General features: G+C 55.7%; 21 protein-coding genes. 4 read left to right on the top strand and 17 right to left on the bottom strand.

Annotation, left to right across the window (positions count from 1 at the left end; all coding sequences use genetic code 11):
- Window positions 1-148: 148 nt before the first annotated feature.
- A complete protein-coding gene (gene yhgN / locus HVX72_RS01455) occupies window positions 149-742 on the top strand; it encodes an NAAT family transporter YhgN (RefSeq protein ID WP_012908322.1) in 594 nt (197 codons plus the stop codon).
- A gap of 78 nt (window positions 743-820) precedes the next feature.
- Here the strand turns inward: yhgN and gntU are convergent, their stop codons facing one another.
- The 5 genes from gntU to HVX72_RS01430 all read right to left on the bottom strand — a co-directional run bounded on the left by gntU (window position 821) and on the right by HVX72_RS01430 (window position 5,824).
- Window positions 821-2,161 carry a gluconate transporter gene (gene gntU, locus HVX72_RS01450; protein ID WP_042286465.1) on the bottom strand — a complete coding sequence of 447 codons (1,341 nt, stop codon included), beginning with the start codon at window positions 2,159-2,161 and terminating at the stop codon, window positions 821-823.
- Between the two features lie 3 nt (window positions 2,162-2,164).
- Window positions 2,165-2,692, bottom strand: a complete 528-nt coding sequence (gntK, locus tag HVX72_RS01445; RefSeq protein ID WP_042286469.1) for a gluconokinase — start codon at window positions 2,690-2,692, stop codon at window positions 2,165-2,167.
- Between the two features lie 139 nt (window positions 2,693-2,831).
- Entirely contained in the window at window positions 2,832-3,827 is a 996-nt protein-coding gene (gene gntR / locus HVX72_RS01440; RefSeq protein ID WP_181822410.1) for a gluconate operon transcriptional repressor GntR, read from the bottom strand.
- Between the two features lie 141 nt (window positions 3,828-3,968).
- A complete protein-coding gene (locus HVX72_RS01435) occupies window positions 3,969-4,664 on the bottom strand; it encodes a pirin family protein (protein ID WP_042286476.1) in 696 nt (231 codons plus the stop codon).
- 122 nt (window positions 4,665-4,786) lie between these two features.
- A complete protein-coding gene (locus HVX72_RS01430) occupies window positions 4,787-5,824 on the bottom strand; it encodes an oxidoreductase (protein WP_181822409.1) in 1,038 nt (345 codons plus the stop codon).
- A 468-nt stretch (window positions 5,825-6,292) separates the two neighbouring features.
- On the opposite strand from HVX72_RS01430, the gene yhhY reads away from it, so the two are divergent.
- Window positions 6,293-6,781, top strand: a complete 489-nt coding sequence (gene yhhY, locus HVX72_RS01425; protein WP_181822408.1) for an N-acetyltransferase — start codon at window positions 6,293-6,295, stop codon at window positions 6,779-6,781.
- Between the two features lie 86 nt (window positions 6,782-6,867).
- On the opposite strand, the gene ggt is transcribed toward yhhY, so the two are convergent.
- On the bottom strand, window positions 6,868-8,613 hold the full coding sequence (gene ggt, locus HVX72_RS01420; protein WP_181822407.1) for a gamma-glutamyltransferase: 1,746 nt from the start codon (window positions 8,611-8,613) through the stop codon (window positions 6,868-6,870).
- A 121-nt stretch (window positions 8,614-8,734) separates the two neighbouring features.
- Between ggt and HVX72_RS01415 the strand changes: the two genes are divergently transcribed.
- Window positions 8,735-9,103: a DUF2756 family protein gene (locus HVX72_RS01415; protein WP_181822406.1), complete on the top strand. Its 369-nt coding sequence runs from the start codon at window positions 8,735-8,737 to the stop codon at window positions 9,101-9,103.
- Here the strand turns inward: HVX72_RS01415 and ugpQ are convergent.
- The 10 genes from ugpQ to livK all read right to left on the bottom strand — a co-directional run bounded on the left by ugpQ (window position 9,087) and on the right by livK (window position 19,144).
- Window positions 9,087-9,833, bottom strand: a complete 747-nt coding sequence (ugpQ, locus tag HVX72_RS01410) for a glycerophosphodiester phosphodiesterase (RefSeq protein ID WP_181822405.1) — start codon at window positions 9,831-9,833, stop codon at window positions 9,087-9,089. The two genes, HVX72_RS01415 and ugpQ, sit on opposite strands and share 17 nt — an antisense overlap.
- Complete coding sequence (locus HVX72_RS01405) at window positions 9,830-10,900, bottom strand: sn-glycerol-3-phosphate import ATP-binding protein UgpC (protein WP_181822404.1); 1,071 nt, start codon at window positions 10,898-10,900, stop codon at window positions 9,830-9,832. The genes ugpQ and HVX72_RS01405 overlap by 4 nt, the downstream gene beginning before the upstream one ends.
- A 1-nt stretch (window position 10,901) precedes the next feature.
- Window positions 10,902-11,747, bottom strand: a complete 846-nt coding sequence (gene ugpE, locus HVX72_RS01400; RefSeq protein WP_181822403.1) for a sn-glycerol-3-phosphate ABC transporter permease UgpE — start codon at window positions 11,745-11,747, stop codon at window positions 10,902-10,904.
- Window positions 11,744-12,631, bottom strand: a complete 888-nt coding sequence (gene ugpA / locus HVX72_RS01395; protein ID WP_042286499.1) for a sn-glycerol-3-phosphate ABC transporter permease UgpA — start codon at window positions 12,629-12,631, stop codon at window positions 11,744-11,746. Before ugpA ends, ugpE begins: the two co-directional genes overlap by 4 nt.
- Before the next feature lie 98 nt (window positions 12,632-12,729).
- The gene (gene ugpB / locus HVX72_RS01390; protein WP_181822402.1) at window positions 12,730-14,046 is read right to left on the bottom strand and encodes a sn-glycerol-3-phosphate ABC transporter substrate-binding protein UgpB; all 1,317 of its coding nucleotides are present in this window, start codon (window positions 14,044-14,046) and stop codon (window positions 12,730-12,732) included.
- A 247-nt stretch (window positions 14,047-14,293) separates the two neighbouring features.
- The gene (gene livF / locus HVX72_RS01385; protein ID WP_181822401.1) at window positions 14,294-15,007 is read right to left on the bottom strand and encodes a high-affinity branched-chain amino acid ABC transporter ATP-binding protein LivF; all 714 of its coding nucleotides are present in this window, start codon (window positions 15,005-15,007) and stop codon (window positions 14,294-14,296) included.
- A gap of 1 nt (window position 15,008) precedes the next feature.
- Window positions 15,009-15,776 carry a high-affinity branched-chain amino acid ABC transporter ATP-binding protein LivG gene (livG, locus tag HVX72_RS01380; protein ID WP_042286506.1) on the bottom strand — a complete coding sequence of 256 codons (768 nt, stop codon included), beginning with the start codon at window positions 15,774-15,776 and terminating at the stop codon, window positions 15,009-15,011.
- Window positions 15,773-17,050 carry a branched chain amino acid ABC transporter permease LivM gene (gene livM, locus HVX72_RS01375; protein WP_181822400.1) on the bottom strand — a complete coding sequence of 426 codons (1,278 nt, stop codon included), beginning with the start codon at window positions 17,048-17,050 and terminating at the stop codon, window positions 15,773-15,775. The genes livG and livM overlap by 4 nt, the downstream gene beginning before the upstream one ends.
- Window positions 17,047-17,973 (bottom strand): high-affinity branched-chain amino acid ABC transporter permease LivH, encoded by a 927-nt coding sequence (gene livH / locus HVX72_RS01370; RefSeq protein WP_042286511.1) that lies wholly within the window; start codon window positions 17,971-17,973, stop codon window positions 17,047-17,049. Before livH ends, livM begins: the two co-directional genes overlap by 4 nt.
- A gap of 61 nt (window positions 17,974-18,034) precedes the next feature.
- Complete coding sequence (livK, locus tag HVX72_RS01365; RefSeq protein WP_181822399.1) at window positions 18,035-19,144, bottom strand: high-affinity branched-chain amino acid ABC transporter substrate-binding protein LivK; 1,110 nt, start codon at window positions 19,142-19,144, stop codon at window positions 18,035-18,037.
- Between the two features lie 423 nt (window positions 19,145-19,567).
- On the opposite strand from livK, the gene panM reads away from it, so the two are divergent.
- A complete protein-coding gene (gene panM, locus HVX72_RS01360) occupies window positions 19,568-19,951 on the top strand; it encodes an aspartate 1-decarboxylase autocleavage activator PanM (RefSeq protein WP_042286942.1) in 384 nt (127 codons plus the stop codon).
- A gap of 134 nt (window positions 19,952-20,085) precedes the next feature.
- Here the strand turns inward: panM and livJ are convergent, their stop codons facing one another.
- Window positions 20,086-21,189, bottom strand: coding sequence for a branched chain amino acid ABC transporter substrate-binding protein LivJ (gene livJ, locus HVX72_RS01355; protein WP_120714933.1), 1,104 nt, complete (start codon window positions 21,187-21,189; stop codon window positions 20,086-20,088).
- Window positions 21,190-21,229 lie beyond the last annotated feature (40 nt).

The raw sequence follows: 21,229 nt of genomic DNA, 5'->3' as shown, positions 1-21,229 counted from the left end.
GTGTCCTACTGGCTTATCCTTCACCATACAAAAAGCAGCCAAAGTCGCAAGTGAAATTAATCAATGATAGCGATGCCATCAGTAATGCGACTTATCCCGCTGCGTTAGCAAGCAGAAAGTCCGCGGCAATTATCAGGGAATTTGAGTTATGAATGAAATCATTTCAGCAGCAGTTTTATTGATCCTGATTATGGATCCGCTCGGTAATCTGCCTATCTTCATGTCCGTACTGAAACATACCGAGCCAAAACGGCGTCGCGCGATTATGGTTCGCGAGCTGTTTATCGCGCTGCTGCTGATGCTGATTTTTCTTTTCGCGGGCGAGAAAATTCTCGCTTTTCTCAATTTACGCGCCGAAACAGTGTCCATCTCCGGGGGGATTATCCTGTTCCTGATCGCCATTAAAATGATTTTCCCCAGCGCGTCGGGCAATAGCGCGGGGTTACCGGCGGGTGAAGAGCCCTTTATCGTGCCGCTGGCCATCCCGCTGGTGGCCGGTCCGACCATCCTGGCGACGTTAATGCTGCTGTCACATCAATATCCAAACCAGATGGGACATCTGGTCATTGCTCTGCTGCTGGCCTGGGGCGGCACGTTTGCCATTCTGATGCAGTCATCGCTGTTCCTGCGCCTGCTTGGCGAAAAAGGCGTAAACGCGCTGGAGCGCCTGATGGGGTTGATTCTGGTGATGATGGCGACCCAGATGTTCCTCGACGGTATCCGGATGTGGATGAAGGGGTGATAAAACGGCGGGGGTGCTACGGTTTCAACCTATGCAGTACTCAGGCCCGGCAAGCGCAAGCGCCACCGGGCACAGTCATCAGCTCAATAGCTGGAAGGCAATCATCCCGACGATCGCGCCGACAGTACCGAGGATGGTTTCCATCATCGTCCAGGTCTTCAGCGTTTGCGCTTCGGTCGCGCCGGTGAATTTACCGAACAGCCAGAAACCGGCGTCGTTAACGTGGCTGACAACAATCGAACCGCCCGCGATACAGATAGACAATGCCGCCATCTGCGCACCGGAGAAGTTCAGTTGTTCAATCACCGGCATCACCAGCCCCACCGCCGTCAGACAGGCCACCGTCGCGGAACCCTGAATGATGCGCACTGCCGCGGCCAGTACGAAGCAGGTAATGGCAATCGGCAAGCCCATGCCGGTCAACGCTTCCCCCAGCGCCGGGCCCACGCCGGAATCCACCAGCACCTGCTTAAACACGCCGCCTGCGCCAATCACCAGCAGAATAATCCCCGCCGGCTGCAGCGCGTGACCGCAGATTTCCATTACTTTATCTTTTGGCATTCCCTGACGCATCGCCAGGCCATAGATCGCCACCAGACAAGCAACCAGAATCGCGGTGAACGGATGGCCGATAAATTCAAACCATTCGTAAGCCGTTGACCCTTCCGGTACAAAGCGCGCGGCGATGGTTTTCAGCCCCACCAGCACCAGCGGCAGCAGGATCAACGACAGGCTGAAGCCAAAGGATGGCATCTTGCCTTCGCCGAGGTGTGGCTCGGTAATATCGTCGGGTATGCGCAGCTCCACAAAACGGCTGATGAAGTTGCCCCACAGCGGCCCGGCAATAATCATTCCCGGAATCGCGGCGCACAGGCCAATCAGGATCATCCAGCCAAAGTCGGCGTGCATTTGTGAAGCCAGCAGCATCGGCGCAGGCCCGGGCAGCAGGAAGGCCGCAGCCGCCGCAACCCCGGCAAACAGCGGGATCACCAGCTTCACCAGATTGGTGCCGGTATGACGCGCCATCGAAAACGCGACGCTAATCAGCAACACGATCGCCACTTCAAAGAACAACGGCAGCGCGCAGATCAGACCGGCCAGGCCAATCGCATAGTGCGCGCGGCTGTGACCAAAGGATTTCAGCATCTTGACGGCGATCTGATCGACCGCGCCCGTTTCATGCAGGATCTTACCGAACATAGCGCCCAGCGCGACCACAATGGCCAGGAAGCCAAGCGTACCGCCCATTCCCTTTTCCATCGTCGCTGCAATTTTATCGAGCGGCATACCGGAAAAGAGCCCTGCGCCAATAGACACCACCATCAAAGCAACGAAGGCATGCATTCGCGCCTTCATCACTAAAAACAACAGCAGTAAAACGGAGCCTACTGCTGTTAAAACAAGCGTTAATGTACTCAAAACTTACTGCCTTTTAGTAATGACCTCGATGGTGCTTGCAACAACACCGTCCAGCGGCTGATCGATATCCACCACCAGCACGTCTTTCTCGTCAGCGTCCGGTTCCTGCAGCGTGTCGAATTGTGTCACCAGCATCTGCGTTTTGAAGAAATGGCCTTTACGCGCCTTCAGACGGCTTTCAATGACGTCGAAATCGCCTTTCAGGTAGATAAAAGAAAGGTTTGGATTACCGTCGCGCAGGATGTCGCGGTAGTGTTTTTTCAGCGCGGAACAGACGATCAGCGACACTTTGTTGGTACGCTGCATAGCAAACGCGGCGTCGTTCAGCGCCTGCAGCCACGGTTTACGGTCGTCGTCATTTAAGGGTTCGCCAGAGGCCATTTTCTCAATGTTGCTACGCGGATGGAGAAAATCGCCGTCAAGGAACGCGGCATGAAGTTGATGCGCCACTTCGCTTGCGACAGCGGATTTGCCGCTGCCCGATACGCCCATCAGAACGTAAACGTGGTGATCATGGTTAGTCGTGCTCAAAGTGGTGCCCTCACAGTACAAAGTTCAGGAATTGTTACGGGTAACTGTTATCGGTAACATTGTCCGACCGGACAAACCTGGACGCAATGTCCAAACGTGCCAGAAGTGAATAAGTGTGAGCTACTTCAAATTTGTCGGCTTAAATAGATCCGCCCGGTGACAAGGTGAAACCTAAATCTAACATTTTCGGCGTCACGCTTTCACCACGGATGCGAGCCAGCAGGCGCTCTGCGCCAATGCTGCCCATCCGTTCACGCGGCGTCAGGACGCTGGCCAGACGCGGTTCCATCACCTGTCCAATATCATGACCGTGGAACCCGGCAATCGCCATATCACGCGGGATTGAAAGCCCCAGGCGCTGGCATTCAAACGCCGCCCCGACCGCCAGGTCATCGTTGGTACAGAAGATCCCGTCAAGCTGCGGATATTCGCGGCGCGCCTGGCGGATCAGTTCGATCCCCGACGAGTAAGATGAAGACTGTTCAACCATCACACTGTAAGGCACCAGGCCTGCATCCCGCATCGCCTGCTCATACCCCTTCTGTTTGATGATAGTACGTTCGTCGAGACGCGCGCCAAGATAGGCGATATGACGATGCCCGCGGGCGATAATCGCGGCTGTGATCTGACGGGCAGCTTCAAAGTTGTCAAAGCCGACGGCGATGTCCAGACACGGCGACTGGCTGTCCATCAGTTCAACCACCGGGATGCCTGCCACTTCTATCATTTTCAGGGTGCGCGGAGTATGGGTACGTTCGGTCAGAATCAGACCGTCGATATTCCAGGAAAGCATCGACTCCAGGCGCTCCTGTTCCATTTCCGGCTTATAGCCGTAGTGCGCGAGCATAGTCTGGTAGCCGTGGGCATCCGTCACCGCCTCAATCCCGCGCAGCACTTCTGCGAAGACCTGGTTGGTTAATGAAGGCAGCAACACGCCGATCGCCCGGCTGGTGGCGTTTGAAAGAATATCAGGGGCGCGATTGGGAATGTAACCCAGTTCATCAAGTGCAGCGGCGATCTTGCCGCGTAGCGCGACGGAGACCTGCTCCGGGTTACGCAAAAAGCGGCTGACCGTCATTTTGGTCACGCCTACGCGGTCGGCGACATCCTGAAGTACGGGTCTTTTCTTTTTCATCGTCCTGAAAGATATAAAAGGGATAGATTTTCTCAGTTTACCACGGACATGAAGAATTAATGACACACGAAAAAAGCCGGATAGCGACGTTTTCACGTCGCATCCGGCCTGTAAGCCCTCGTTGGGCAGGGTGATGTCGATTTATACTGGCGGTAAGTCAAACAGCAGCACTTCACTATCGCTGTCGGCATGAATTGAGATCGCTTGTTCATCCCAAATCGCCAGACCGTCGCTGGTGGTCGCTTTGGTGCCGTTTATCGTCACCTCGCCTTTCACCACCTGGATCCAGACGCGGCGTTCTGCGGCAATCTGATGCACCGACTGCTCGTCTTTTACCAGCGCCCAGCGGTACAGTTCCATATCCTGATACACTTTCAGCGAACCGTCGCGGGCATCCGGCGACAGCACCAGTTGTTTCCCCTGCGTGGCATCGAAACGACGCTGTTCGTAACGCGGCGTTATGCCGGTTGTTTCCGGGATGATCCAGATCTGGTAAAGACGCAGACGATCCGTTTTGCTCGGGTTGTACTCAGAGTGACGTACCCCTGTTCCCGCGCTCATGATCTGGAATTCACCGGCTGGCACCTGCTCTTTGTTGCCCATGCTGTCCTGGTGTTCTACTGCGCCTTCCAGCACGTAGGTCAGGATCTCCATGTCTTTATGCGGATGGGTACCGAACCCCTGTCCCGCATCAATCACGTCATCGTTAATCACCCGCAGCGCCGAAAAGCCCATAAAGTTCGGGTCATAATAGTCGGCAAACGAAAAGGTGTGCCAGGAATCCAGCCAGCCATGATTGGCGTGGCCGCGGTCATTTGCTTTGCGTAAGTAGATCATTGTGTTCACCCCCAGATGTTTTCGATGGAGTCAGTGTGGACCCAATCGCGCTGCGATCATAGAGGGTGAAAATTGACTCCTCTGTTCAAAAAATATGAACAAGCATAGAGGAGCCGTAAACCTTATCTGGCAAGGGTAATGGTGGCCGGAGACGCCTGCTCAAACGCCCGTTCCAGGAGTTCAAGATTCGTCAAAACCTCAGATTCCTTGACGTAATTTGGCGCCCCCTGGGTAATCGTTTTGAACAGCGCATCATAAACGCGACCATAGTCCCCCACCTCCGGCATGATCTCTTCGCGCACCGTCACACCGTCATCATTGACGTACTCCAGCACGCCCAGCGACTCATCGGCTGCAAACCCCGGTTCACCCGGCATGATGTTGGCCTTCAGGCTGGTTTCCTGCTGGTCGATGCCGTATTTAATAAACGAGCCTTTGGTGCCATGAACGATAAATTTCGGGTAATCGATTTTCACCAGATGGCTGGTTTTAACGATCGCTTTCAGGTCGCCGTAAAACAGCTGCGCCTCAAAGGTATCGTCCGGGTTCGCTTTGTTGCGCAGACTACGGATGTCATACGCGGCGTGATCCGGACGCCCAAACAGCGAGATAATCTGGTCCATGGTATGCACGCCGAGACCGTAGAACGAGCCGTCCTGCGGCAAACCCGGTTTGGTTTCCGCCACCGGTCGGTAGTAGTCGAAATGACTTTCGATTTCGACAATCTCCCCCAGCTTGCCGCTTTCGATGACTTTTTTGGCGGTCAGGAAGCAGGCGTCAAAGCGGCGGTTCTGATACGGCGATACCGTCAGTCCTTTGCTTTTCGCCAGTTCAAACAGCACCCTGGCCTCTGCCAGGGTTGGGGTGAAGGGCTTTTCGACCAGCACGTTTTTCCCTGCTTCCAGCGCACGCTTCGCGTATTCAAAATGGCTGTCGGCATGGGTACAGACAATCACCAGTTTTACCTGTGGGTCATTTAACACTTCATCAAGATCGCTGGTGAAATGGATATGAGAATAGATCGGCGCCTGTTCTTCCGGCTTCGCGCGGCGGCGGTAAATATGGGCGACGTGCCAGGTGTCTTTACGGTTGAGTACATAAGGAAGATGATAACGGGTCGTGCTTTTCCCAAAGCCAATAAATGCGCAATGTAACGTCATGAAGGTGTCCTTTTTAAGGTGATTGACTACACCTTAGCGCAAACCAGGGAAAGACGACACGTCAGAGCCCGAAACCGTTGCCGGATGGCGCTAGCGCTTATCCGGCCTACAAAAGCAAAACCAAAAAATCAGCCGTCGCCGTCAGTTTGTTCACGGCAAGAGCGCAGGGCCCGGAGCGTACTTAATGTACGTGAGGAGCACGGGCACTTCCCGGGGACAAAATGACAAGTAAGCCAGGCTGAAACAGACCCCAAAAAAAAAGCCAGCAGAGGCTGGCTAAAGTAATACTGGAAGCAATGTGAGCAATGTCGTGCTTTCAGGTTCTCCGCAAGGGTCTCCCTGAACGCAAAGCAATAATAATCATTCTCATTCGCAGTTGTCCAACACTTTTTGCAAATAAATGCATTTGACTGCGATTTAAAAGTCAATGATGTTAAAAAGGACTTTACCCCCACCGGAGAGACAAGAATGAGCGAAATAGTGATACGCCACGCTGAAACCAGAGATTATGACGCGATTCGTCAGATCCACGCCCAGCCTGAGGTGTATCGCAACACGCTACAGGTTCCGCATCCCTCGATGGAAATGTGGCAGGCGCGACTGGCCGACCAGCCGGGCATTAAACAGCTTGTCGCCTGCATTGACGAGCAGGTTGTCGGGCATTTGTGCATTGAGGTTACGCAGCGCCCCCGCCGCAGCCATGTCGCCGATTTTGGCATCTGCGTTGACGCCCGCTGGCAAAACCGCGGCGTTGCCAGCGCGTTGATTCGCACGATGATCGATATGTGCGATAACTGGCTGCGGGTAGATCGCATCGAACTGACGGTGTTTGTCGATAATGCGCCAGCGGTGGCGGTCTATAAAAAGCATGGCTTTGACATTGAAGGCACCGGCAAGCGCTACGCCCTGCGCGACGGCGAGTATGTGGACGCGTATTATATGGCAAGAATAAAGTGACACATCGCCCGGTGGCGCTACGCCTACCGGGACTGATAAGACTGAAACGCAGGCCGGGTAAGGCGAAGCCGCCACCCGGCAACACGTTAATACCCCGCCGTTAAATCATCCACCGAACGTGGGTCGGAAGCCCCATACAGCTCGCCATCAGGCCCAACCATGATGCTCTGGGTGCTGCCCATCGCCTCTTTCAGCACGACTTTTTGTCCTTTTTGCTCCAGCAGCTTCAACGTATCCGGGCTAAAGCCTTTCTCCACGCGCAGCTCATCCGGTAGCCACTGGTGATGGAAGCGCGGCGCGTTGGTTGCCTCTGCAACGTTCATCCCAAAATCAATGCTGTTGACCACCATCTGCAACACCGTGGTGATAATACGGCTGCCGCCCGGGCTGCCCGTCACCAGCCAGGTTTTCCCGTCCTTCACCACAATGGTTGGCGACATCGACGACAACGGGCGCTTCTTCGGCCCGACGGCGTTGGCATCGCCGCCCACCAGTCCGTATACGTTTGGCACGCCCGGTTTCGCGGAGAAGTCATCCATTTCGTTGTTCATCAGAATGCCGGTATTGCCCGCCACGATGCCAGTACCGAAGGTGGTATTCAGGGTATAGGTCACCGCCACTGCGTTGCCGTCTTTGTCCACCACCGAGAAGTGCGTGGTCTGATTGCTTTCATAAGGCGCGAGTTTGCCGGGGCGAATTTCGCTGGACGGTTTCGCTTTGTTGATATCGATCTTTTCGGCGATCGTTTTGGCATAGGCTTTGTTGGTCAGCGCCTGCCACGGCACTTTCACGAAGTCCGGGTCACCCAGATACTCCGAACGATCGGCATAAGCGTATTTTTCCGCTTCCGCCATAATTTGCATGGCGTCTGCGCTGCCAAAGCCATATTTTTTCATATCGACGTTTTCAAGGATGTTGAGGATTTGGACGATATGAATCCCGCCGGATGAAGGCGGCGGCATGGAGAAGACCTGATACCCGCGATAATCACCGCTAATTGGCGTACGCTCCACCGCTTTGTAGTTGGCTAAATCCTCTTTGGTGATAAGCCCGCCGTTCTTCTGCATCTCCTGGGCAATTTGATCGGCAATGGCGCCTTTATAGAACGCATCCGGACCGCTTTCGGCGATCATCTCCAGGCTTTTCGCCAGATTCTTCTGTACCAGCGTGTCGCCTTTCTTCAGCGGCTCGCCGTCCTTCCAGAAAATCGCTTTGCTGTTTTCATGATGGGGAATGACTTCACTGCCGTACGTTTTCAGATCCTCCGCCAGCGCGTCGTTAACCACAAAGCCGTCCTGCGCCAATGAAATAGCCGGACGCACCACTTTGTTCAGCGGCATCGTGCCGTATTTTTCCAGCGCCAGTGAAAACCCCGCCACGGTGCCTGGCGTCCCGGACGCGAGATGCGAAGTCAGCGATTTTTTACTGTCGGGATTCCCCTGATCGTCAAGGAACATATCACGCGTAGCGTTAGCGGGCGCCATTTCGCGAAAATCGATGGCGGTGGTCGTACCCTCTTTCGTGCGCAGCAGCATAAAGCCGCCGCCGCCCAGGTTCCCCGCCTGCGGATGGGTCACCGCCAGCGCGTAGCCGACGGCGACAGCGGCATCGACGGCATTACCGCCCTGCCTGAGGATATCCACCCCCACCTTTGTCGCCATCGCATCCACCGAGGCCACCATGCCCTGCTTTGCGCGAACGGGATGGAATACATCCTCTTCCACGCCGTACGAGACCGGAGGCGGCGCTGGCGGCGCGGCTACCACACTAAAACAACTTCCTGAGAGCAGAGCAGCAATGGCTACCCGGCGCAAAAACGTCGGTTTCATCATCGTTATTCTCCAGAATTGAACGGGCAACGCCCCACTAAGCCTGGTGCATAACTCTGAAATAACCATCGTTTCGCCGGGAAAGGCGTAAACTTAAGAGATACCTCACACAGGAGGAATGACGATGAAACGACTCTTCATTTTGACAGCGCTACTGCCGTTTGCCTGTTTCGCACAGCCGATCAATACCATGAACAACCCGAACCAACCGGGTTATCAGATCCCCAGCCAGCAGCGGATGCAGACGCAAATGCAGTCGCAGCAGATCCAGCAGAAAGGGATGCTGAACCAACAGCTCAAAACCCAGACTCAACAACAACAGCAGCATCTGCAAACGCAGATAAACAGCAATCAGCAACGGATCCAGCAGGGCCAAATGCGTGAACAGCCGCTCCCCAACAGCGGCGGCGGGATGCTAAGCGGCGGCCAGAGCAGCAGTCAGAAGATGCTGCCCCAGCGGCAGAACGGCGATATGCTTAACCAGCAGAATTAACGTCCGGACCGATGATATCAATGGCATCCGTACAGATGCAGTCCACGCCCCAGCGCAGCAACTCAGCGGCGCGCTGGGGTTTATTGACGGTGTACACCAGGATGCGCAGCCCGGCGTCTTTTAGACTGCTCACGCTCGCTTCATCGAGCAATTTATGATTGAGATGGATCGACACGCAGCCTAAGCGGGTGGTTAACTCGCGCCAGTCCTGGCGCCATTCGTCCAGCAACAGTCCGCGGGGCAGTTCCGGTGCCGCAACCTGCGCAGCCTCCAGCGCATCAATGTCAAACGATGAAAGCAATGGCGCGGTCATCCCCGCCCACAGCTCACGCGCGGCAAGGGCAATCACTTTTCCCGTCAGCGCCCCGGTGCCGGTGGTCGGTTTGATTTCGATATTGGCCATCATACCGTGTTGACGACAGCGGTCCGCCACATCCGCCAGCAGCGGCAGCGGTTCGCCTTTAAACTCCCCGCTGAACCAACTTCCCGCATCGACACGCAATAAATCCTGCCAGTTCAGCTCACCCGCCACGCCCCAGCCGTTGCTGGTTCGCTCGAGATTATCGTCGTGCAGCAGAAAGATTTCGCCGTCTTTTGACAGCTTAGCGTCGAACTCAATCATGGTGTGTCCGAAACGGGCGCCCACGTCGATTGCTGCGAGGGTGTTTTCCGGCGCCAGTTTACCGCCGCCACGGTGGGCGACGATGCGGGGATACGGCCAGTTACTCATACACGTTGTCCTGTTTCACCGTCAAAAAGATGCAAATGATTTCCTGGTAGATGCAGCCACAGCGTGCTGCCTGCTTTCGGGCGTTGCTGATGGGTAAGGCGCACCACCAGCTTTTGCTCGCCCCAGCGTCCGTGGGCCAGATTGTCAGCCCCCAGCATCTCGAGGGTGTCCATCACCAGCGGCACGCCGCCTTCCGTCTGCGAGCTTAGCGCAATATGCTCCGGACGAATACCCAGCGTCATCTTACGCCCGGCGTAACCACGGTAGTCTCCCCCAATCGGCAACGCCATGCCACTTTCCAGCTCAATATGCGTGCCCGATCTGGTGATGCGCCCGTCCAGCAGGTTCATTGCCGGACTGCCGATAAAGCTCGCCACAAAGCGGCTGGCGGGTTTTTCATACACCTCTACCGGCGTGCCAATCTGTTCGGCGATGCCTTTGTTCATCACCATCACCCGCTGGGCAAGCGTCATCGCCTCAACCTGATCGTGGGTCACATACAGGGATGTCGTGTTCAGGCGACGATGCAGATGTTGCAGCTCGAGGCGCATCTGCACGCGCAGTTTGGCGTCGAGGTTGGAGAGCGGCTCATCAAACAGAAACACCGCCGGATCGCGCACGATGGCGCGCCCCATCGCCACGCGCTGGCGCTGGCCGCCGGAGAGCTCGCGCGGGCGGCGCTTAAGCAGACCATCCAGTTCCAGAATGCGCGCCGCCTCTTTCACCCGTGCTTCAATATGGCCTTTACCCATCCCGCGAATTTTTAGCCCCCAGGCCATGTTCTCCTCCACGCTCATGTGCGGATAGAGGGCATAGTTCTGGAACACCATCGCGATACCGCGATCTTTGGGCTCCATCTCGGTGACGCGCTGGCGGTCGATCCAGATATCGCCAGAGGACACGCGCTCCAGCCCCGCCACCATGCGCAGCAGTGTGGATTTGCCGCAGCCGGACGGGCCGACCATCACGATAAATTCCCCGTCCGCCACGTCGAGCGTGAGCGGCTGAATGACCTGGGTTTTACCATCCCAGCTTTTGGTGACTGCCTGAAGTTTTAAACCTGCCATCTTATTTCTCACTGTCCACTAAACCACGCACAAACGCACGCTGCATGGCTAAAACGATAACGACCGGGGGGATAAGGGTAAGCAACATCGCCGCCATCACCTGATTCCAGAGGGTGGAGCCTTCGCCGGTGGCGATCATGCCTTTAATACCCGCCACGGTAGTGCCAAGATTAACGTCGGTGATAATCAGCAGCGGCCACAGGTACTGGTTCCAGCCGTAGATAAAGGTGATGACAAACAGCGCCGCGAGGTTGGTTTTTGACAGCGGCAGCACGATATCGCGGAAAAAACGCATCGGCGACGCGCCGTCGATACGCGCGGCCTCAATCAGCTCGTCCGGCAGGGTCATAAAGAACTGGCGGAACAGGAAAGTGGCCGTCGCCGAGGCCATCAGCGGCAACGTCAGACCTGCGTAACTGTCGAGCATCTTCAGGTTGGCGATTACCTCTACCGTGGGAAAGATACGCACTTCCACCGGCAGCATCAGGGTGATGAAAATCATCCAGAAGAACAGGTTACGCAGCGGAAAGCGGAACCAGACGATGGCGAAGGCCGAGAGCATCGACACGGTGATTTTGCCCACCGTAATACCGAATGCCATGATGAAGCTGTTGAGCATCATCAGCCAGAACGGCGCGCTGTTGGCGCCCACGCCGTTGACCCAGATATTTTTCATGTTTTCAATCAGGTGTGATCCTGGGATCAGCGTCATCGGCGTGTCGAATACCGCCCGGTTATCCAGCGTCGCCGCGACAAACGCCACGTACAGTGGAAACAGGATGACGGCAATCCCCAGAACCAGCATGGTATGGCTGAAAATCGTCAGCCCGCGACGGTTCTCAATCATTGATAACGCACCTTACTTTCCACATAGCGAAACTGCACCACCGTGAGGATGATGACGAGGAACATCAGCACCACCGACTGCGCGGCGGAAGCTGACAGATCCAGCCCGGCGAAACCTTCGCGGTAAATTTTATAAATTAGCGTGGTGGTCGCCTGCACAGGCCCACCGGCGGTGGCGGCGTCGATCACCGGGAAGGTATCGAAGAAGGCGTACACCAGGTTAACCACCAGCAGAAAGAAGCTCACCGGGGCAATCAGCGGCAACGACAGCCTGAAGAAGCGGCGCACCGGCCCCGCGCCGTCAATGGCGGCGGCTTCCACCAGCGAACGGGGAATCGACTGCAGCGCGGCGAAGAAGAACAGGAAGTTGTAACTAATTTGCTTCCAGACCGACGCAAACACCACCAGGAACATGGCCTGACCGCTATTCTGGGCGTGGTTCCAGTCATAACCGAATTCGGCCAAAAAATGCGTAATCAGCCCGCGCCCCGGGTTAAAGAGAAAGATCCACAGCACGGCGGCGACGGCGGGAGCGACGGCGTAAGGTAGCAGCATCAGCGTCTGGTACAGACGACTGCCGCGCACCACGTAGTCGACCAGCGCGGCGAAAAACAGCGAGGCCAAAAGGCCGCTGACGGTCACCAGCGCGCTGAATTTCACCGTCGTCCAGAAGGAATCGAGGTAGTAGCGGTCATGGAACAGTGCGACGAAGTTATCCAGCCCGACAAACTGGCTGGACAGCCCAAACGGATCGACGCTTTGCAGCGAGTACCACAGCGCCTCGCCCGCAGGCCAGATAAAGAAAATAAGGGTAATTGCCAGCTGCGGCGCGACCAGAAGATAAGGCAGCCAGCGCGAGCGGAATACCGGACGAGAAGATGACATGAAAATTGGCTTTCCTGAACAGCGCCGGGCGGCGGCTTCGGCTTACCCGGCTTACACTCTTGTCGGCCCGGTAAGCCGAAGCCACCGGGCAAGTCACATTACGATTTGGTCGACTGCTCGAAGCGGCGTAGCAGTTGATTTCCGCGCTCTACCGCAGAATCCAGTGCCTGTTGCGGGGTTTTCTTGCCGGTCCATACGCTTTCCAGCTCTTCGTCCACAATGGTACGGATTTGCGGCATATTGCCCAGACGCAGGCCTTTGGTGAACGGTAACGGCGGTTTGTTCAGCATCTGACGCGTAGCGATATCCGCGCCCGGATTTTTGTCATAAAAACCCTGTTCGCGGGTCAGATCGTAGGCAGCTTTGGTGATCGGCAGATAGCCGGTTTTCTGATGCCATTCAGCAGCGTTTTCCGGTTTCGCCAGGAAGTCGAGGAACGTCGCCACGCCTTTGTAGGTCTCTTTGTCTTTCCCCTGCATCACCCACAGGCTCGCCCCGCCGATAATGGCGTTCTGCGGCGCGCCTTTTACGTCGGCATCGTACGGCATCATGCCCACGCCGTAGTTAAATTTGGCGTAGTGACGAATGTCTGCCAGCGAACCAGAGGAAGCGGTGGTAATGGCGCAGTCACCGTTGTAGAACTTCTCGGTGGATTCGTCTTTACGTCCGAAGTAGCTGAAATCGCCCTTCTTATTGAGTTCCTGCAACAGGGTGATGTGTTTCACCTGCTCCGGCTTGTTAAATTCCAGCACCGCGTCAGTACCGTCAAAACCGTTGTTTTTGGTCGCCACCGGCAGACCATGCCAGGCGCTGAAGTTTTCGATCTGGATCCAGCCCTGCCAGCCGCTGGCGTAGCCGCACTTCATCCCTGCCGCTTTCAGCTTCGCGGTGTAGTCGGCCAGATCCTGCCAGGTTTTTGGTGGTTGTTCGGGGTCTAACCCGGCTTTTTGGAAGGCGTCTTTGTTGTAATACAACACCGGAGTGGAGCTGTTAAACGGCTGAGACAACAGGTGACCGGTTTTGGAATCGGTGTAGTAACCGGAGACGGTCGGCACGAACTGTGATTCATCAAAATGAATACCCGCGTCTTTGAACACCTCATAAACGGGCTTGATAGCCTTCGACGCCATCATCGTCGCCGTGCCTACTTCGTACACCTGAAGCAACGCCGGCGCGTTGCCGGTACGGAAGGCGGCGATGCCCGCGCTCAGACTCTGTTCGTAGTTGCCTTTGTACACCGGCACAATTTTGTAATCCGGATTGGCGGCATTAAAACGTTGCGCCAGAGAATCCACCTCTTTCCCCAGCTCGCCTTCCATAGAATGCCAGAACGGAATGGTGGTCACGGCCATAGCATTTCCCACGAATGCCAGGCTTAACGCCACGCCTAACGCTGTATGTCGTAACGATGTCATTCGGTTATCTCTCTTGTTGTGCCGGATGCGCGATATCACGCGTTTTTTGTTCGCGAGTTAACATGCCATGCGCGAATGACAGAAAAATAACCGTTTATTTACAAAAAGATGACAGCCAGGCGTCAATGGGATGATGGAAATATGAAAAGTGTTATGAATAAAAACCGGGGGGCGGCTTCGCCTTACCCTGCCTGGGGAGCACGGTGTTGTCAGCCCGGATGCTGCACGCATACGGGCATGACAGGCGTTACCCGCCGAGGTAAGCGCTGCGCACCGCCTCATTCGCCAACAGGGCGTCGCCCGTATCGGAGAGCACGACGTGACCGTTTTCCAACACGTATCCACGGTCAGCGAGCTTTAGCGCCTGGTTAGCGTTCTGTTCGACGAGGAAGATGGTCATTCCCTGCTCGCGCAGTTGCTCGATGGTGTCGAAAATCTGCTGGATGATAATAGGCGCAAGTCCCAGCGACGGTTCGTCCAGCAGCAGCAGGCGCGGCTGGCTCATCAGCGCGCGACCAATCGCCAGCATTTGCTGCTCGCCGCCAGACATGGTTCCCGCTCGCTGAATACGGCGTTCGTGCAGACGCGGAAACAGTTCATAGACCCCTTTGATGCGCTCCTGGAATTGGTCTCGCTCGGCAAAAAAACCGCCCATCGCCAGGTTCTCTTCTACCGTCATACGGGAAAAAACGCGGCGCCCTTCCGGGACAATCGCCACCGCTTCACGCATGATTTTGGCGGTTTGCCAGTCGGTAATGTCTTTGTCATCAAAAACAATCCGACCGCTGGTTGCGCGCGGGTCGCCGCACAGCGTACCGAGCAGCGTGGTTTTCCCTGCGCCGTTAGCGCCAATCAGAGTCACGATCTCCCCCTGATTGATATGCAAGCTCACCTCATGCAGCGCCTGGATTTTTCCGTAGTGGGCACTGACTTTGTCAAAGGACAACATGACTTTTTCCATCTTAGGCCTCACCAAGGTATGCGCGGATCACGTCCGGGTTATTACGAATCTGCTCCGGCGTCCCGTTCGCCAGCGGCGTGCCCTGATTCACCACGTAAATCCGGTCAGAAATCCCCATCACCAACTTCATATCGTGCTCAATCAGCAAGATGGTGGTGTTGTGATGATTGCGCAGCTCAGCGATCAGTTCGTCCAGCTCTTTCGTCTCTTTCGGGTTCAACCCCGCAGCCGGTTCGTCGAGCATCAGAATGTCCGGTTGGGTCACCATGCAACGCGCGATTTCCAGACGACGCTGATCGCCGTAAGCCAGGTTGCTGGCCTGTCGGTTGGCGTGCTCTAACAGACCGATACGCTCAAGCCAGGTGGCGGCGCGGTCCAGCGCTTCACTCTGGGCCCGGCGAAACGAGGGTGTCTTCAACAGACCGGAAAACACGCCGGTTTTCAGCTGTTGGTGCTGCGCCACCAGCAGATTCTCGATCACCGTCATTTCACGAAACAGACGTACGTGCTGGAAAGTGCGAACTACGCCCATACGGGCAATCTGCTGGCCCGGCAGCCCTTCAAGGTGCTGATCGCGCAACATGATCGTACCGCCGGTCGGTTTGTAAAACCCGGTCAGGCAGTTAAAGACCGTGGTTTTCCCGGCGCCGTTCGGCCCAATCAGCGAAACAATCTCCTGGGGATGCAGTTCCAGATCAACGTTGTTGACCGCCAAGAGACCACCGAAACGCATCATCAGGCCGTTAACCGATAATAATGGCTGACTCATGCCTGCTCTCCTTTCGCTTCCCCGTTTTTCAGCTTCAACTGTGGACGGGTCATCGGCAGCAAGCCCTGCGGACGCCAGATCATCATCAGCACCATCAAACCACCCAGCATCAACATGCTGTATTCATTGAAATCACGCATCAGCTCGCGCGAAACCACCAGCAATACCGCCGCAAGGATCACCGCAAACTGCGAGCCCATTCCCCCCAATACCACAATTGCCAGCACAAACGCCGATTCGGCAAAAGTGAATGATTCCGGGCTGACAAAGCCCTGGCGCGCGGCGAAAAGCGTCCCGGCGAAACCGGCGAACGCGGCGCTGATGGTAAATGCGGTCAGTTTGATACGCGTTGGGCTCAGACCCAGCGAGCGGCAGGCGATCTCATCTTCACGCAAAGCTTCCCACGCGCGACCCAGCGGCATACGCAGCAGACGATTGATAACAAACAGGCTCAGCACCACCAGCAGTAACGCCACCAGATACAGGAAGATAACGCGATCGGACGGGTCATACTTCACACCGAAGAAATTGCTGAAGGTATCCCAGCCGCCTTCACGGGCGCTACGGCTGAACTCGAGACCAAACAGCGTCGGTTTCGGGATCTGGCTGATGCCGTTCGGCCCGCCGGTCACTTCGGTATTATTGAGTAACAGGATGCGGACGATTTCGCCAAACCCTAAGGTCACAATCGCCAGATAGTCGCCGCGCAGGCGCAGCACCGGAAAGCCGAGCAGGAAGCCGGCGGCAGCGGCCACCAGCCCCGCCAGCGGCAGGCAGGTCCAGAAACCGAGGCCGTAATAGTGGTTCAGCAACGCAAAGGTGTAAGCGCCAATTGCGTAGAAACCGCCGTAGCCCAGCACCAACAGCCCGGACAGTCCCACCACCACGTTCAGTCCCAGACCGAGGATGATGTAAATCATCGTCAGGGTGGCGATATCCACCGTACCGCGCGACACCATAAACGGCCACGCGACGGCCACCACCAACAGCGCAATCAGAAACAGCTTCTGTTTAACCGTTGAGCCATCAATGGCCGGCAGAATGAACTTAGGCCCGGAAACGCTTTTCAGCCCTTTCTGGAACGCCGGACGCAGAAGCTGGAAGAAAAAAACCACTGCGGTGCCAATAAACACCCACTGCCAGCGGATGTCGGCAGCGATATCCACCACCAGCTTCGTGCCGTCAAGCTCCAGCTGAACGCCCATAAAGACGCCAGCCAGCACAAAGAACATGGCGGCAGAGAGCAGCGCCATTGCAAAATGCATCGGTTTCATACTTTCTCTACCTCCGGACGACCCAGAATACCGGTCGGCATCACCAGCAGCACCAGAATCAGCAGCGCGAACGACACCACGTCTTTATATTCCGTACTGAGATAAGCTGAAGAAAGCGCTTCGGCGACGCCGAGAATCAGGCCGCCAATCATCGCCCCCGGAATACTGCCGATCCCGCCAAGCACTGCGGCGGTGAAGGCTTTCATCCCGGCCATAAAACCGATGTAGGGGTTGATCACCCCGTAGAACTGACCGAGCAGAACACCCGCCACCGCCGCCATCGCCGCGCCGATCACGAAGGTCAGCGCAATCACGCGGTCGGTGTTGATCCCCAGCAGGCTGGCCATTTTCAGATCTTCGGCGCAGGCGCGGCAGGCACGTCCCATGCGGGAATAACGGATGAAAAGGGTCAATGCCAGCATGGCGAGGAAGGTGACGATCCAGATCACCAGTTGCATGGTGGTAATGCTGGCCGAAAAGTGTTCGCTGGCCCCCACAATCCACTGGCCGTTAAACAGGCTTGGCAGCGCGACATCGCGCGAGCCCTGGGTCAGGCTGACGTAGTTTTGCAGAAAGATGGACATCCCAATCGCGGAAATCAGCGCAATCAGGCGCTTGGAGTTGCGCACCGGCCGGTAGGCCACCCGCTCAATACTCCAGCCGTAGGCGCTGGCGATGACGATCGCCCCGACAAACCCGGCCGCCACCAGCAGCCAACTGGTATCAATACCCATCATCATTAGCGCGGCGATGATCATGAATGAGACATAGCTGCCGATCATGTAAACCTCGCCGTGGGCGAAGTTGATCATGCCAATAATGCCGTACACCATGGTGTAACCAATAGCGATCAGCGCGTAGGTACTTCCCAGCGTGACGCCGTTAAACATCTGCTGCAGAAAATAGAGGAACTGCTCGGACATAAGGTAACCTTTCTCAACCCGCCCGTTTTGCGCGGGCGGTGGGATAACTTGTCTTCAGGAATTACTTCGCGGCGGTAGACGAACCGTCGGCGTGCCACTGAAAGACACCAAATTCAAATCCCTTCAGATCGCCTTTTTCATCCCATTTCAGCGGCCCAATCACGGTGTCAGCACCGTTCGCTTTTAAATCTTTCACCAGATCCAGCGGCGCTTTGCTGCCGGAACGGTCCATTGCGGTTGCCAGCGACTGCACCGCCGCATAGGTGATCCACACATAAGGACCGCTTGGATCTTTTTTGTCTGCTTTCAACGCATCGACAATCGCTTTGTTGGCTGGATCCTGGTCATAACGTTTCGGCATCGTCACCAGCATGCCTTCTGCGGCATCACCGGCGATGTTCGACAGCGACGCATTACCGACCCCTTCCGGCCCCATAAACTGGGTTTTCAGGCCAACCGAACGCGCCTGTCGCAGCATTTGTCCCATTTCCGGGTAGTACCCGCCGTAATAAACAAAGTCGATGTTCTCTTTTTGCAGACGGGCAAGCAGCGCGGAGAAATCTTTTTCACCGGCGGTAATACCGTCGAAGAAGACAATATTGGCGTTCGCCGCTTTCAGGCCGTCCTGTACGGAGCGCGCCAGCCCTTCACCGTACTGCTGTTTATCGTGAATGATGGCGATGCGCTGCGGCTTCACCTTCTCCAGAATGTATTTTGCCGCGGTCGGCCCTTGAGAGGAGTCCAGCCCGGCGGTACGCATGATGTGCGCATAACCGCGCTGGGTCAGCTCCGGATTCGTCGCCCCCGGGGAGATCATCAGGATGCCTTCATCCTCGTAAATATCCGATGCAGGTTGGGTAGAAGAAGAACACAGATGGCCAATCACGTACTGAATGCCGTCATTGACAATTTTGTTGGCGACCGCAACGGCCTGTTTCGGATCGCAGGCGTCGTCGTACTCTACGCCCACCAGTTTGTCGCCCTTGATACCGCCTTTGGCGTTGATGTCTTTAATGGCCTGACGCGCGCCGTTAAATTCCATATCGCCCCACTGGGCGACCGGCCCGGACATCGCGCCCACAACGGCAACCTTGATCTCATCTGCCATTGCCGCCTGCGACATCGCTAATGCAATGACGCCTGCGATAACTGTTTTCGCATTCCGTTTCATACTGAATCCCCATTCGTGACGAAGTGTACTTATTTTTTATTTGTATGCGTAAAAAGAAGACTGTGTTTTTTTGTACTACACTGTTTTTTACCAGTCTGATTAATGGTTTAGCGCAGTGTTTTTGACAAAAATAGAGTAAAACCCCTATTTTTCAGTCTATTAAGAACAGATAATATTCTGCTTTTCACCATAGATAAACAAAAAAAAGCGCGTTTGTCAGCATAAAATAACGGGACAAAGAGCCGAATAAATCACTACCTTCCAGGGGAATATCCTGCCTGTTTTTCATTCTCTGACGTTTCGCGCTAAGGTTGCGACTGACAAAAAACTAATCACCTGCCAAATGAATTAAAAAAGTGAAAGCATCCCGCTAAAAATTTTCGGTACACTGACGCTCTCTTTTGTGATTTGGACATGCTGTCGATGAAGCTGACCATCGTTCGATTAGAACACTTTAGCGATCAGGATCTGATAGATCTGGGCAAAATCTGGCCGGAATATTCCGCCGCCTCGTTAAGCGTAGATGAAACGCACCGGATTTACGCCGCGCGTTTCAATGAACGTCTGCTGGGCGCGGTACGCGTGACGCTAAGCGGAGCGCAGGGCGCGCTGGATTCCCTGCGGGTGCGTGAGATCACGCGTCGTCGCGGCGTAGGGCAGTATCTTGTGGAGGAAGTCATACGCGATAACCCTAACGTCTCCTCCTGGTGGATGGCGGACGTCGGCGTGGAAGACCGCGGCGTGATGGCGGCGTTTATGCAGGCGTCGGGTTTTACCGCGCAGCAGGATGGCTGGGAGAAACGTTAAAAAGCCGGGTGGCGTCGCCATACCCGGCCTGCATATCGCTGTTCACAAAGGCCGGTTAAGCGTAAGCGTCATCCGGCATTGAGGTTTTCGGCGTTTTCCCGGACGTTCCATACTGTAGAAAAACGACGGGAAAATTATTTGGCGTCGGTCGCCGTACCGTTAGCGTGCCAGTTAAAGACCCCGAACTCGAAGCCCTTCAGATCGCCCTTCTCATCCCATGACAGCGGCCCCATAACGGTTTCGACGGTATTCCCTTTCAGATATTTCGCGATTTCCGCCGGATCATCGGACTGGTTCAGGCCCGCCTGCAGAGACTGCAACGCGGCGTAGGTGGTCCACACAAACGCGCCGCTTGGATCCTGTTTCTTCGCTTTGATCGCGTCCACGATGGGTTTGTTCGCCGGAACCTGATCGTAGTTCTTCGGCTTGGTCACCAGCAGACCTTCCGCAGACTCACCGGCGATGTTAGACAGCGAGACGTTCGCCACCCCTTCCGGCCCCATAAACTGGGTTTTCAGACCGGCGGCACGCGCCTGGCGTAGGATCTGGCCCATTTCCGGGTGATAGCCCCCGTAATACACAAAATCGATATTCTCTTTCTTCAGACGCGCCACCAGCGTGGAGAAGTCTTTCTCTCCGGCGGTAATGCCGTCAAAGAACACCACGTTCGCGTTGCCTTTTTTCAGGCCATCCTGCACCGCGCGCGCCAGCCCTTCACCGTACTGCTGTTTGTCGTGGACGATGGCGATGCGCTGCGGCTTCACCTTTTCCAGAATGTATTTCGCGGCGGTCGGTCCCTGATCGGAATCCAGACCGGTGGTGCGCAGCACCAACTGATAGCCACGCGCGGTCAGCTCCGGCGCGGTGGCAGCCGGGGTGATCATCAGGATGCCTTCATCTTCGTAGATATCAGACGCGGGTTGAGTCGATGAGGAGCACAGGTGACCGATGACATATTTAATGCCGTCATTGATAACCTTGTTCGCCACCGCGACAGCCTGTTTCGGGTCACAGGCGTCGTCATACTTTACCGCAACCAGCTTATTTCCCTTGATGCCGCCCTTGGCATTGATATCGGCGATGGCCTGCTCCGCACCGGTAAATTCCTGGTCGCCGTACTGCGCGACCGGACCAGACATCGCGCCGACAACGGCGACTTTGATATCTTCCGCCAGCGCCGGGCTGCTCATCATTAAGGCAATACATCCTGCCAGTAACGTTTTACCCTTCATATTCATCCTGAAGCTCCCCATTATTGTGGTTTTTGCATTTGTTATG

It is taken from the genome of Citrobacter sp. RHB21-C05 (assembly GCF_013889015.1).
In the GTDB taxonomy this organism is placed as follows: Bacteria; Pseudomonadota; Gammaproteobacteria; order Enterobacterales; family Enterobacteriaceae; genus Citrobacter_A; species Citrobacter_A sedlakii.
Note: the sequence above shows the minus strand (reverse complement) of the source record. Positions and strands in the feature narration are given on the sequence as shown.

What these genes read in the sequence shown, in the direction of transcription:
- HVX72_RS01435 (WP_042286476.1), bottom strand. Translation starts at nt 4,664, where the DNA reads ATGATCTACTTACGCAAAGCAAATGACCGCGGCCACGCCAATCATGGC.
- ggt (WP_181822407.1), bottom strand. Translation starts at nt 8,613, where the DNA reads ATGATGAAACCGACGTTTTTGCGCCGGGTAGCCATTGCTGCTCTGCTC.
- ugpE (WP_181822403.1), bottom strand. Translation starts at nt 11,747, where the DNA reads ATGATTGAGAACCGTCGCGGGCTGACGATTTTCAGCCATACCATGCTG.
- yhhY (WP_181822408.1), top strand. Translation starts at nt 6,293, where the DNA reads ATGAGCGAAATAGTGATACGCCACGCTGAAACCAGAGATTATGACGCG.
- livK (WP_181822399.1), bottom strand. Translation starts at nt 19,144, where the DNA reads ATGAAACGGAATGCGAAAACAGTTATCGCAGGCGTCATTGCATTAGCG.
- livM (WP_181822400.1), bottom strand. Translation starts at nt 17,050, where the DNA reads ATGAAACCGATGCATTTTGCAATGGCGCTGCTCTCTGCCGCCATGTTC.
- livG (WP_042286506.1), bottom strand. Translation starts at nt 15,776, where the DNA reads ATGAGTCAGCCATTATTATCGGTTAACGGCCTGATGATGCGTTTCGGT.
- HVX72_RS01405 (WP_181822404.1), bottom strand. Translation starts at nt 10,900, where the DNA reads ATGGCAGGTTTAAAACTTCAGGCAGTCACCAAAAGCTGGGATGGTAAA.
- livF (WP_181822401.1), bottom strand. Translation starts at nt 15,007, where the DNA reads ATGGAAAAAGTCATGTTGTCCTTTGACAAAGTCAGTGCCCACTACGGA.
- ugpB (WP_181822402.1), bottom strand. Translation starts at nt 14,046, where the DNA reads ATGACATCGTTACGACATACAGCGTTAGGCGTGGCGTTAAGCCTGGCA.
- ugpA (WP_042286499.1), bottom strand. Translation starts at nt 12,631, where the DNA reads ATGTCATCTTCTCGTCCGGTATTCCGCTCGCGCTGGCTGCCTTATCTT.
- yhgN (WP_012908322.1), top strand. Translation starts at nt 149, where the DNA reads ATGAATGAAATCATTTCAGCAGCAGTTTTATTGATCCTGATTATGGAT.
- gntR (WP_181822410.1), bottom strand. Translation starts at nt 3,827, where the DNA reads ATGAAAAAGAAAAGACCCGTACTTCAGGATGTCGCCGACCGCGTAGGC.
- panM (WP_042286942.1), top strand. Translation starts at nt 19,568, where the DNA reads ATGAAGCTGACCATCGTTCGATTAGAACACTTTAGCGATCAGGATCTG.
- livJ (WP_120714933.1), bottom strand. Translation starts at nt 21,189, where the DNA reads ATGAATATGAAGGGTAAAACGTTACTGGCAGGATGTATTGCCTTAATG.
- livH (WP_042286511.1), bottom strand. Translation starts at nt 17,973, where the DNA reads ATGTCCGAGCAGTTCCTCTATTTTCTGCAGCAGATGTTTAACGGCGTC.
- HVX72_RS01415 (WP_181822406.1), top strand. Translation starts at nt 8,735, where the DNA reads ATGAAACGACTCTTCATTTTGACAGCGCTACTGCCGTTTGCCTGTTTC.
- HVX72_RS01430 (WP_181822409.1), bottom strand. Translation starts at nt 5,824, where the DNA reads ATGACGTTACATTGCGCATTTATTGGCTTTGGGAAAAGCACGACCCGT.
- ugpQ (WP_181822405.1), bottom strand. Translation starts at nt 9,833, where the DNA reads ATGAGTAACTGGCCGTATCCCCGCATCGTCGCCCACCGTGGCGGCGGT.